This window comes from Aphanizomenon flos-aquae FACHB-1287, from assembly GCF_014698755.1.
GTDB lineage: Bacteria > Cyanobacteriota > Cyanobacteriia > Cyanobacteriales > Nostocaceae > Dolichospermum > Dolichospermum flosaquae.
On record NZ_JACJTO010000019.1, the window covers coordinates 1 to 12,159 of the forward strand.

9 protein-coding genes are annotated in these 12,159 nt (G+C 36.1%); 5 read left to right on the forward strand and 4 right to left on the reverse strand.

The annotated features are described in order from the left end of the window. The first annotated feature begins 545 nt into the window (after positions 1 to 545). Together H6G44_RS10680 and H6G44_RS10685 are read left to right on the forward strand one after the other, a co-directional pair. Positions 546 to 2,762, forward strand: a complete 2,217-nt coding sequence (locus H6G44_RS10680; protein WP_190386583.1) for a hypothetical protein — start codon at positions 546 to 548, stop codon at positions 2,760 to 2,762. 350 nt (positions 2,763 to 3,112) lie between these two features. Continuing rightward, complete coding sequence (locus H6G44_RS10685) at positions 3,113 to 3,469, forward strand: hypothetical protein (RefSeq protein WP_242031718.1); 357 nt, start codon at positions 3,113 to 3,115, stop codon at positions 3,467 to 3,469. Here H6G44_RS10685 and H6G44_RS10690 read toward each other — a convergent pair. Continuing rightward, complete coding sequence (locus H6G44_RS10690) at positions 3,437 to 4,171, reverse strand: hypothetical protein (protein ID WP_190386582.1); 735 nt, start codon at positions 4,169 to 4,171, stop codon at positions 3,437 to 3,439. The two genes, H6G44_RS10685 and H6G44_RS10690, sit on opposite strands and share 33 nt — an antisense overlap. Before the next feature lies 1 nt (position 4,172). Continuing rightward, positions 4,173 to 5,360 (reverse strand): AAA family ATPase, encoded by a 1,188-nt coding sequence (locus tag H6G44_RS10695; protein ID WP_190386581.1) that lies wholly within the window; start codon positions 5,358 to 5,360, stop codon positions 4,173 to 4,175. A 299-nt stretch (positions 5,361 to 5,659) separates the two neighbouring features. Between H6G44_RS10695 and H6G44_RS10700 the strand changes: the two genes are divergently transcribed. Both H6G44_RS10700 and H6G44_RS10705 read left to right on the forward strand, forming a co-directional pair. After that, the gene (locus tag H6G44_RS10700) at positions 5,660 to 7,132 is read left to right on the forward strand and encodes a TldD/PmbA family protein (RefSeq protein WP_190386580.1); all 1,473 of its coding nucleotides are present in this window, start codon (positions 5,660 to 5,662) and stop codon (positions 7,130 to 7,132) included. 102 nt (positions 7,133 to 7,234) lie between these two features. Then, positions 7,235 to 8,575 (forward strand): TldD/PmbA family protein, encoded by a 1,341-nt coding sequence (locus tag H6G44_RS10705; RefSeq protein WP_190386579.1) that lies wholly within the window; start codon positions 7,235 to 7,237, stop codon positions 8,573 to 8,575. A 72-nt stretch (positions 8,576 to 8,647) separates the two neighbouring features. Here H6G44_RS10705 and H6G44_RS10710 read toward each other — a convergent pair whose 3' ends face one another. Both H6G44_RS10710 and larC read right to left on the reverse strand, forming a co-directional pair. After that, positions 8,648 to 9,580 (reverse strand): lysylphosphatidylglycerol synthase domain-containing protein, encoded by a 933-nt coding sequence (locus H6G44_RS10710; RefSeq protein WP_190386578.1) that lies wholly within the window; start codon positions 9,578 to 9,580, stop codon positions 8,648 to 8,650. 203 nt (positions 9,581 to 9,783) lie between these two features. Further along, positions 9,784 to 11,052 carry a nickel pincer cofactor biosynthesis protein LarC gene (gene larC, locus H6G44_RS10715; RefSeq protein WP_190386577.1) on the reverse strand — a complete coding sequence of 423 codons (1,269 nt, stop codon included), beginning with the start codon at positions 11,050 to 11,052 and terminating at the stop codon, positions 9,784 to 9,786. A gap of 85 nt (positions 11,053 to 11,137) precedes the next feature. On the opposite strand from larC, the gene H6G44_RS10720 reads away from it, so the two are divergent. Beyond that, positions 11,138 to 11,797 (forward strand): L-threonylcarbamoyladenylate synthase, encoded by a 660-nt coding sequence (locus tag H6G44_RS10720; protein WP_190386589.1) that lies wholly within the window; start codon positions 11,138 to 11,140, stop codon positions 11,795 to 11,797. Positions 11,798 to 12,159 lie beyond the last annotated feature (362 nt).

The following is a 12,159-nucleotide window of genomic DNA, read 5'->3' on the forward strand; positions in this document are numbered from 1 at the left end:
AAATCAGTTATGTTCATTGGATGGAAGATATTATGAAATGTTGACATTTTTACCCTTGATAATACTAGTATACTTAAATATGTAAAGTTTTGTAACGACATTCAACATTTCTGCCTTCCAGGATATTTTTGACAATCTTGGGAAATGAGTTTATGATCATGGTTAATCAAAATATTTTAATCCTTCGCCCAAAATTTAACATATTTTGGGCTATTTTTATCAGGCTTTTCTTAACATTCAACACTTCTCAGGATTATCTTATTTATAAAAAAGTAACAATTTTATCTAGAAATTAGCATTATTAACAATATTAAGTATAATTTATTTGTTTTGAAAGTATATTTTATTAATAAAGTTTTCATAAAATCAGATGCGGAATAAAATTTCCTTGTTAACTTATGAGTAATAACTTAAAAGCCAGTTAGAGAGGACAAATCAAAAATTAAAAAGGCAGATTACAGCAAGATTTTTGTAAAGAATAGATCAAAATGAATAACAATCTATTGCTTATTAATTGAAACAAACACTTCCACAACAAATTATTTATGCAGATTAGTAAAACTTGCCAAAAACTTTATCAATATCTTCATAATTTATTTTACAGTAGATATTGGCGAAAGAAAATAACTTTTAATATTTTACTTGGTTTAACCTGTGCACTAGTCGTGACATTTTGGGGAATGACAATGGATTTAGCTACAAGTAAAAAATCCAAAACCATCAGAACTCCTGAAATTACATATATTACTTCTTGGTTAGGAAATACGATTGGTAATGGTAAATTACGAGTACAAAATAATATTGAAGGAATGTATGTCAAAGATGACGGGACAATTTATACAAATAGTGTTTGGGATGAAGCTGGTAGCGAAGCGGGAGTATATAAAGATGGTAAACCAATTTTTATTCTTGAAGATACACATGGTTGGAATCGTTTAGGTGGTAAAGCTATAACAGTAAATAGCAAATATATTTATATTTCCATGACTCAAGGAGGAATGGATCAAATTAAAGAAGATTATCCTGATCCAGGAGAAACTTGGTACTGTGTTAGACGTTATGATTTAAAAGGAAAACCTGTACCTTTTAAAAAAGGAAATGGCTGGGATAAAAGTATGTTAATTACCAGCAAAAAAAATGAAGTTACAGGAATAGCAACGATAGATAACAAGCTATTTGTTAGCAATGCTGGGGAAAATATTGTTCGGGTTTATAATACCGAAACTATGGCAGAAATCAATAAATTTAGCCTTAATAGTCCCGGACAAATTACCATTGATAAAAAAGGTAGTTTGTGGATTATTCAACATAAGAAAGGTACTACATTTGGAAAAATAGTCAATTATTCTCAAACCGGTAAAAAACTACCTCAAGAAATTATAGATGTTGATCAACCATCAGCATTAGCCATTGATAATTTTGGTAGATTATTAGTAGCAGAAAATGGTATTAATCAACAACTGGTAATTTATAATATTAATAATCAGCCAGTTCGTGTAGATAGCCTTGGTGATAAAAAAGGTATTTTTGGTGGTGTACCTGGAGAAGTAAAAACATCAAAGTTGTATGGTATTACAGGAGTTGGTGCAGATAATCAAGGTAATATTTATGTGAATAATAATGGTTTTAATAAATCAGGAACAGATTTAAGAAAATTTTCTCCATCAGGAAAAATAGAATGGCAATTACTAGGATTAATATTTGTAGATAATGCAGATGTTGATCCACAAACAGATGGCGTAAATATATTTACGAAACAAGAACAATATGCAATGGATTATAACAAACCTGCTGGTAAACAGTGGACTTATAAAGCTTACACAGTCAATCCCTTTAAATATGCTCAAGATCCACGGCTACATACATCACCAGATGGAACTTTTGTGAGACGTATTCAAGGAAAACCTTTTTTATTCCTAACAAATATGTTCAATAGCTTTTTGCAAATTTATCGTTTTCAACCAAATACAGATGGTAAAATTGCAATTCCATCGGGGATGTTTGTTGGTACTAATGATCAGGGAAAACAATCTGTTCATGGTAATTGGCCACCCTATCAACCCGCAAAAGGTGAATGGATTTGGCGCGATATTAATGGTAATGGTGCATTTGATAAAAATGAATATGATAGTACGGAAGATTATCCTTATATCGGTGGTTGGTGGGTAGATAACAAAGGAGATGTGTGGAAAACTTTGCGAATTGAAGATGGTATTCGGCATTATCCTTTACAGGGATTAGATACTAAAGGAAATCCCATTTATACCTATAATTCGATGGAAAAAATCAAGACTCCTAATATTTTTAAGGACTTGCGAAGAATTGAATATTTTCCCGAAACAGATACTATGTATTTGTCAGGTTTTACCCTTGAACATCCAGCATTTGCTGATGATGCTAAAGTCATAGGATCAGAAATTGCTCGCTTCGATAATTGGAGTCAAGGAAATCGCACGCCCAAATGGCGAACTGTCGTTCCTTACGACACTACAGGCAATGAACTAGTTGCTACTGCAGCCATGAGTATAGCAGGTGATTATGTATTTGCAGTGGGTGTGAAAACCGCAGAAGTATATGTTTACAAAACTGCTACAGGAGAACTCGTGAAAAAGATGACTCCAGGTGCAGAAGTTGGTAAAGAAAGTGGCTGGGTTGATATTCCCTATGGTATCCGGGCTTTCCGTCGGAATAATGATGATTATCTTGTATTTGTAGAGGAAAATTGGCAAGGAAAGGTGCTTATCTATCAATTTCCTATTTGATATCTAGGAGGTTTAATAATTTGTAAATTCTGAAATACCCAATTTATTTAATAATTTGGGTATTTACGTTTTTATATTTTTATAAATTAATTTTTTGTCTCATATTTTAAATAAAAAGTCATAAAAAGTCAGAATTAACTATAGTTTCACAGCAATATTCCAACGGAACATTAACATAAAATCAGAATTAGATCACATCATTATCTTAATTAGAATGCTCAGTTATCCCATCTGAAAAGACAATATCGCGGAAAACCCTACTAAATACCAACACTGAATACACCAGGATTATTTCAGTTACATCTGTAGATAACGCCAGCAAACGAGTCTCATGGGGAATAATTAAAAATATGAGAAAAGTTTTATTAATAGATACATCTTTATTGTGCGTCTGGTTAAAAGTTCCAGGTAAAGAAACTGCTGGTAATAATAAATGGGACTTTGAACTTGTTAATGAGAAAATTCTCACAGAAATTGAAAAAGGAACAACCTTGGTACTTCCATTAGCCACAGTGATAGAAACAGGAAATCATATTGCTCAAGCTAAAACTACAAATTCAGATAGTAAAAGAATAACATCAGAAAAATTCGCCGAAATTATGATTTATGCGGCCGACGAAAAAAGTCCTTGGGCTGCTTTTCGTGAACAAATTGTACTATGGGAAGCGGAAGGATTAAAAAATAAAGATAAAAAAATAGGCATCTAACTGGTGTAAACAGGTTGCAAAATCTAACAAGGATTTATTTCTTCTCAGAGTTTGATAATCAATTTCAAGATATTCTGCTATTTTAGATGATTGACTTTCTTCATATTGACTTGCTTTCAAATTTTTATGTTTATCTGTGAGATTAGGATTATGCTTAATTAATATTTCCCGTGATGCCTTTACTAAACATTCTTTTGCACCCCTTCCACCTGACTCAGCTTCTGCTATCAAATCTGTTAGTCCACGCTGTTTACTATTAGCAAAGTCTGTCCATTTTCTATTATTTCGATGATCAGTATTTTCGGTAAAAAAGCAGCATATACCCAAATAATCAACTAATAACCAAGCTTCAAGTTCTTGAACCATCGGAAAAAATTTTACTCTTCCTTCACCTTCAAACAATTTAACAACTTCTTCAATTCGATTAACCAGAGAATTTCTTTCCCTACGTCTTTGGTTTTGCGATTGTGTCCCATCGGAATCTAGTAAAAAGATAACTAAATCATCATTTTTTAAATAATTATCAACTGCCTTCTTTAAACCATCTTGAATTTTTGGATTTGTAGCTGTATTAAAACCCTGTTTAGTGGCAAGTTGGATCGTTATATTACCACCATAAAGCGCGACTATTTTGTTAGCAATATAGCCAACTGCTTTACTATCATGATCAGATTCCGGCACCCAAAGACGAACACTAGGCATATTAACCAGCAAAAACTCCTTCAATTAAGTGACTATGATAAATCGCGCTACCTATTCCAAAATCATTCATCCAATCGGAAAGATCATCTCGGTTTTCTGCTAATTTATCCAATAAACAAGCTTGTGTTCCAATTTCTCCTTTTTGACTCAAAAGAATTACCGAAATGTCAGATGATATTTCTTCAGGAGAAAAACAATCCAATAATTGAGAACTATGGGTTGTAAAAATCACCTGTGTTCTCTTGGATAACTTTTTGATCATGCTAGCAATATCTTGTAAAATACCAGGATGAAAATTTCTCTCAGGTTCTTCAATACTAATGAGAGTTGGAACATCAGACTCATAAAGCATGATAAAATAAGCTATCAATCTCAGAGTCCCATCTGACATATTAGATAAAGCTATTTTTTTACCGTCTTCTTCAATAACTGTAACTGTAATAGTTGGCTCTACATCTTCTAAGATATCCAACCTGATTTTTAGACAATTATAGAGTTCTTGACTCACTTCATCAAACTTATTTTTATCATGTCTAGCCCAATATTGTAAAATTGTTTGGGCTTTACTAGCATTAGAATTAAGGCTGGGTATTATTTCATCACTTTGTACATATTCGTAGATTATAATATTTCTCTTTGGGCTTCTAGAATTTGCTCTGACACTATCAGGATCTACATCATAAAATTTCCAATCTTTTATATCGCTTGCTAACTTTTTTGTAAAAGGTTTATGACCATATTTACCTGCATCTGTTAATGCGAGTCCATCACCCTCAGAAGATTGGTATTGCTGACAATTTTCGCCATTTTCGTCCTTGACTTCTCCTTTGCCATTAATAATATTAATTACTTCAATTTTATTAACTAAGAGATACTCTTTATCAATAAAAGTATTATTTTCGCTGAGACTAACTACAACATTATATTCTGCTTTATTACTTTCATCATCTTCTATAGAAATTTCATAATCTATTTTTTTTTCTTCCAATCTTAATATTCTGTCCATATATTCTACAGGAGGTAGTGTTTGAGCTTTTAAAAGTGTACTGAGAAAACCTAGTGCTTCTAAACAATTTGATTTACCACTAGCATTAGGTCCTACCAAAATCGTTAGATCCCTGAAATTTAAATCTACATCTCCTAAGCTTTTAAAATTTTTAATTTTTGCGGATATTAGTTTAAGGGTCATAAATATCTCCAGTATATTAGTCAGTCTAGTAACTACGCAATTATTTTAAATAAAAAGTTACAAAAAGTGAGAATTAACTATGTTTTACAGCAATACTCCAACCCAACATTAACATAAAATCGGAATTAGATCACATCATTATCTGGCTTAGAATGTCCACTGATCACATCTTAAAAGACAATATGGCGGAAAACCCTACAGCCTAACTGCCAACAAAGACTTTCACAGATTTGTTAGACTGAACATACCAGGATTATTTCAGTTACATCTGTAGATAACGCCAGCAGACGAGGCACTTCATGCTTACAAACACCCTACTTCTCTCGAATCAACTCCCCACTTTACAATATTCATCCACCACAGAACGCTTCGATGACACTTGGGAAGCCCCCCTGGCAACCCTTTTAGGACTAGGACGCGCAGCCGGGGCAGACTTTGTGGAATACTTCCTAGAACGTCGCAACTACATCAGTTGTTTAGCCGAAGATGACACCATTACCAGCATTTCCCCCAGTTTAGCCACCGGTGCAGGAGTGCGTGTATTTCGCGGCAAAGCTGACTGCTACGTTAGCACCAATAACCTCACATTTGCGGGTTTAAAAGCAGCTTTAGAAAAAGCACTTTCTATTTTAGGACTACAATTACCAGGTCCTAGTGGCTTCATTCCCGAAATCAACCTGGAATTACTCAGGGACTACGCCAGCAAACGCGGTAAAGACGCTTGGCTACCCTTATGTAGTTCTATCCGCGAAATGGGAGAAGTTCTCCTTGATGGTACAGCCCAACTGAACAAAAAAGCTACCCACGTCCAATCTCGCCGCGCTTCCTACTTCCGTGATTGGCAAGAAGTATTAGTTGCTGCCAGTGATGGTACATTTGCCCGTGATATCCGCCTCACTCAGTCCGTGGGCTTTAACCTGCTTTGTGCTGACGGTGCTAACCGTTCCTCCATTGCTGAACGGGCGGGTAATACCAGTGACGCTAACTTCCTGAGAACCTGGGATTATCAACAAGCCTCCGAACAAATCGCGGAATCTGCTGGTAAAATGCTGTACGCAGATTACGTAGAATCAGGAACTTACCCCATTATCATGGCCAATCATTTTGGCGGCGTAATTTTCCATGAAGCCTGTGGACACCTTTTAGAAACCACCCAAATTGAACACAAAACCACACCATTTGCTGATAAAAAAGGTGAAAAAATCGCCCATGAAAGCCTGACTGCTTGGGACGAAGGACGTTCTGATAATGCCTTTGGAACTATTGACATGGACGATGAAGGAATGCCCGCTCAAAGAACATTATTAATTGAAAAAGGCATCCTCAAAAACTTCCTAGCTGATAGAACCGGTTCAGTACGTACCGGACACCCCAGAACAGGCAGTGGCCGCCGTCAAAATTACACTTTTGCAGCCGCTAGTCGGATGCGAAATACATACATTGATTGTGGTGAACACACAACAGAAGACCTATTTTCCTCCGTTGATAAAGGCATTTATTGCAAGAAAATGGGAGGCGGAAGTGTAGGAGCAACAGGTCAATTTAACTTTAGTGTTGATGAAGCTTACCTAATAGAAAATGGCAAAATTACCAAACCATTAAAAGGTGCTACCCTCATCGGTGAAGCTAAGGAAATCATGAATAAAATCTCCCTATGTTCCCAAGATTTAGAACTAGCTCCCGGCTTTTGTGGTTCAGTTAGCGGCAGCATTTACACCACAGTTGGACAACCCCATATTAAGGTTGATTCTATTACCGTTGGCGGAAGATAAAAACAACAGATAAAAATCATCAGATGAAAAACAGATAAACCATCCATATCATCCGCGTTTATCTGCGTTCATCTGCGGTCAAAATTCACAAATTAATTCATCATGACAAAGATCCAAGAAATCGCCACCTACGCTCAAGAAAATGCCGCCAAACTCGGTATTAAAAAATTCGATATTTACGGCTCTACCGTAGATGATACCAGCGTTCAAGTTGACCAAGGTGAACCCAAACAAGTCAAAGCTTCTAATCGTTCTGGGGTAACAGTTCGGGTTTGGAATGAAGAAAATACAATGGGTGTTACCAGCACCACAGATGTAGATTATAAGGGATTAGAATTAGCTTTAAAAACAGCTTATGAAGCCAGTTTTTTTGGAGTTAAAGAAAATGTTCCTGATTTTAGTCCAGAAGCAACAATTCCTATTCCTAATAAACATCAAGAAAAAGCCCTGCAAGCACCTGTTTCTGAATTAATAGAAAAACTATTAGTAGCAGAAAAAGAATTAATGGCAATTCATCCAGCTATTACCAGTGTGCCTTATAATGGGTTAGCACAAAGAGATATTGACAGATTCTATCTCAATAGTGAAGGTGCGTTAAGAACTGAATCTCATTCTTTAGCTTCTATTTATTTGTACAGCAAAACTGAAGAGGAAAATAAGAAACCTCGCAGCGCTGGAGCTTATCGAGTTAAGGAAAGTGTAGCTGATTTAGATATTGCTGGTTGTATTCAGGAAACTGCCCAGAAAACTATCAGTCATTTGCATTATGAAAAAATCAAAACTGGTAAATATCAAGTAGTTTTCTCTGCTGAAGCTTTTTTAAGTTTGTTGGGTGCTTTTTCTAATTTATTTAATGCCCAAAGTATTCTTGATAATCAAAGTTTATCGAAAACTGATGATATTGGTAAAGAAATTTCTTCACCTTTACTTTCAGTTTATGATGATGCTCTACACCCTGCTAATGTTGGTGCAGAAAGTTTTGATGGTGAAGGTACTCCTACTCGACAAATTAAGTTAATAGAAAAGGGTATTTTAACTAGCTTTTTACATAGTGCGGGAACTGCTAAACGGTTAAATTCTCAGCCTACAGGTAATGCTAGTATTGGCGCGAAAGTCAGTGTCAGTCCTAATTTTTATCATGTTTTTGCAGCAGGAACTCCTCAACAAGAATTGAGTTTAGAAACTGCAGAAAATGTGATTTTAATTGATGATTTACAAGCTCTTCATGCGGGTGTTAAATCTTTACAAGGTTCTTTTTCTTTACCTTTTGATGGTTGGTTAGTTAATAAAGGTGAGAAAATTAGTATTGAGTCTGCAACGGTAGCTGGTGATTTTTTGGAACTTCTGAAATCTATTGTTTATGTGGAGAAAGAGGTCGAATTAACACCCGGAGGAGTTGCTCCCAGAGTTTGGGTGAGTGAACTTTCTATTACTGGAGATTAATATCTTTTTTCACTCTGTGCGTCTGCGGTTTAAAGATATTTTATCGAACCACAGAGGCACGGAGGACGGAGGTTAAGAATGAATTTTTTTATGGTTAATTCTTTGATATAACCAAGCTATGGCTGCTCCGGTGGTTTCTGCTAAGATACTAATGAGACGATAAATAGCGATCGCACTAATCACTAAAGCCGCTGGAAAATGATATTGTAATAGTAATATGGCTATGGTTTCAAATACTCCTAAACCACCTGGTGCACCCGGAACAACTAACCCCAATACCCACGCACAACTAAAAGCCCCCACTAATAAGGGTATTTGCTCCCAATTTACAGAAGTTAACGCTATGATAGTTAAAATAAATCCAGAAGCACGCAACCCTAAAAAAACTATTTCCCCTAATAAGGCTTTTAGAGGATAATTTTTAATTATAAAACTATCTATTAACTGATTCTTTTCGGGAGATTTTTTATTTTTCCACCTGTCTAAAAGTTGAATAACTGGATTTAAAAATCGGGGGTGAAGTATACACAAAACAATTATTAAACCCAATAATTGCAGAATAATTAAATTAAATTTCAGATGATCAAGAACAATTTGACCACCAAACAAAACAATAATAATTAAAGCTGCTGCTAACATTAATAGTGGTTCTAACAAAACACTTAAAGTCGCAATATTTGTAGGGATATTAGCATTTTTAGCCGCCATGATTCGCCCATAATAATGCCAGACATTCCCAGGTAAATATTTAGCAATATTCGTTTTTAAATAAACTTGAATAAACTCAATGGACGATACAGATTGATTTAACTCCTTTAGTACCCAAGTCCAAACCCAACCCGCCCAAATATGTGCTAATAAAGTTACAGCCGTAGCACTTCCTAATATTAACCAACCAGTTATATTAATCCGAATAGAACTAACTCCTGACCAATTATCTTTGAAGGCTTTTAATAAAAAAAACAGCGTTCCCCCTAGAATCAACCACCGGACAATTTTTTTCATTTTTTATTTGTGAATATTGGAAATATGTAGAATTCCGTATTTTAAAAATTAGGAACAATACACAATAATATATATTACTATTGTGGGGTGGGCTTCTAGCCCGCCCATTTTGTATTTAAGGAACAATACACAATAATATATATATTACTCTTGTGGGTTAGGCTTCTAGCCCGCCCATTTTGTATTTAATTCTATATACCTTGTTAATTTTGATATTTTAAATACCAACTTTCTAAAGCCAAACGATGAATTTCCCGCCAAGGAATATTATTTTGTCGTGCTAAAACTGCACAATCTTCATATTCTGGCTGCACATTAGTAATTACCTTTTCTCTAGCTTTTCCTGTCCATGCCACTTTTACTGATATTGTCCCATAAATAGTTTCCACTTTTTGCATTTCTCTTTGTAAAATTGACCTTTGTTGAGTAGTACGACGAATCCCCAAAGTGCTAGTTTCTCCAAATAACACCGCCTCACAACTAGCTAATTTCTCGGAATGACAAATCACAGTTAATAAAATTCCAGTCCGTGACTTTTTCATTCCTATGGTTTGAGTGAAAACATCCAATGCTCCAACAGCAAATAAAGCCTCAAATACATAACCGAATACTTGAGGATTTAAGTCATCTATTTGAGTTTCTAGAACAGTAATCGTTTCTAAATTTGGGGAATATTCCGTAAAATCGGAGTTATCAGTCTGTAAAGATTCACTTTCACCAAACCAAAGCCGTAGTATATTAGGAATGGGTAAATCTAGAGAACCCGCTCCTAATCCTACCTGTTTGATAGTCATTGGCGGTGGTGAACCAAAGTCCTGCACTAGGGTAGTAGTAATCGCCGCCCCCGTTGGTGTTACCAATTCTCTGTCAATACCATTGCTATAAACTGGACAACCCCGCATTTCCCACAATTTTAACACCGCTGGTACTGGTACTGCCATTCGTCCATGGGCTGCATGAACAGTACCACCCCCTGTAGGAAAGGCCGAACAGTATAGCAAAGGAAAGCCCTGCTGATTGCTGTCAATACCCAACCAATCCAAACCTAAGCAAGTACCAACAACATCCACAATCGCATCTACAGCACCTACTTCATGAAAATGAACTTTTTCCGGTGCAATGCCATGAACAGCCCCCTCTGCCTCTGCCAAGCGTCGGAAAACAGCTAAACTCCAAGCTTCTACCTGCCCTGGTAATTTGCCATTGAGAATCATCTCCTCTATTTCCGGTAAATGGCGGATATGGTGGTGATCATGTTCATGGTGATGATCAAGCAAATCCACATGAACCTTAGTTGCTTGTTGAGTTTGACGGTGGACAAATTCCGCCCACAGTCGATATTCTTGCTCAATTCCTAAACTATGGAGTTTTTCTACCAAATACTCCACAGGCACACCTAGACTAACTAACGCCCCTAAACACATATCACCAGAAACCCCTGTTGGACATTGAAAATAAGCAATTTTATTCATAAATTTATTTGTCGGTGGTCAGTTGTCAGTTGTAGAACGTGAATTACCAATTACCAATTACCAATTACCCATTACTAACCCTATTATGTCCAAAATATTTACCATTCATCCTGATAATCCTCAAAGCCGCCGAATAGAGGAAATAAAGTTAGCGCTATTAGGTGGCGCTATCATGCTCTACCCTACTGATACAGTTTATGCAATTGGTTGTGATTTAAATGCCAAGTCGGCGGTGGAACGAGTGCGGCAAATCAAACAGTTAGCAAATGATAAACCACTGACATTTTTGTGTCCTTCACTTTCCAATGTAGCGACTTATGCCTTCGTAAGTGATCCAGCCTACAGGATAATGAAGAGGTTAATACCAGGTCCCTACACATTTTTGCTTCCTGCTACCAAACTAGTACCACGACTGGTGCAAAGTCCCAAACGCAAAACTACAGGAATCCGAGTGCCAAATCATAAGGTTTGCTTGGCATTAATGCAAGCCTTAGGAAACCCAATTATTTCTACTTCGGCTCATGTCACAGCAAATGATGAAAATCAGGAAATAGCTGAGAACGGAAAACAAACAATTTTGTCACGGATAGATTTATATGACCATTTGGATAAATTGGTAGATATCATTATTGACACGGCTGAAGAACCTACATATCAAGTATCTACCATTTTAGATTTGACCAATGAAGAACCAGTTATTATTCGGAGAGGTTTAGGTTGGGAAGCCGCAGCTACTTGGGTTTAACAACAAAGCTTGACAAATGCAACCCCTTGTTTTGGACTCAGCAGCACCCATTGAGATTACCTGTCTCCAATTCTAAAATTGTCTCCCCAGTCCTAAAATTACGGCTACGCCACACGGGCTATCAGTCAATCCTGCCATGACTAAGCTTTCGGCGATTTGTCACCAGAGTGAATATCTATTATGCCATCTTTGATTTAGTTGCTAAAAACAAAGCGACAGATAAAACATAGCCCTTAACTTTGGAAATTTACCGCAGTGTTTACATATCAACCGTCTAGTTGGTGAAGTTTGAGGAATCAACCTCAAAGGATTTTTACAGACGAGAGTGATATTAAATACTGTATTTGCATTTGAGTTAAGGT

Excerpts from the sequence above, each read along its gene's own strand:
- H6G44_RS10680 (WP_190386583.1), top strand. The coding sequence starts at position 546 with ATGCAGATTAGTAAAACTTGCCAAAAACTTTATCAATATCTTCATAAT.
- H6G44_RS10685 (WP_242031718.1), top strand. The coding sequence starts at position 3,113 with ATGAGAAAAGTTTTATTAATAGATACATCTTTATTGTGCGTCTGGTTA.
- H6G44_RS10690 (WP_190386582.1), bottom strand. The coding sequence starts at position 4,171 with ATGCCTAGTGTTCGTCTTTGGGTGCCGGAATCTGATCATGATAGTAAA.
- H6G44_RS10695 (WP_190386581.1), bottom strand. The coding sequence starts at position 5,360 with ATGACCCTTAAACTAATATCCGCAAAAATTAAAAATTTTAAAAGCTTA.
- H6G44_RS10700 (WP_190386580.1), top strand. The coding sequence starts at position 5,660 with ATGCTTACAAACACCCTACTTCTCTCGAATCAACTCCCCACTTTACAA.
- H6G44_RS10705 (WP_190386579.1), top strand. The coding sequence starts at position 7,235 with ATGACAAAGATCCAAGAAATCGCCACCTACGCTCAAGAAAATGCCGCC.
- H6G44_RS10710 (WP_190386578.1), bottom strand. The coding sequence starts at position 9,580 with ATGAAAAAAATTGTCCGGTGGTTGATTCTAGGGGGAACGCTGTTTTTT.
- larC (WP_190386577.1), bottom strand. The coding sequence starts at position 11,052 with ATGAATAAAATTGCTTATTTTCAATGTCCAACAGGGGTTTCTGGTGAT.
- H6G44_RS10720 (WP_190386589.1), top strand. The coding sequence starts at position 11,138 with ATGTCCAAAATATTTACCATTCATCCTGATAATCCTCAAAGCCGCCGA.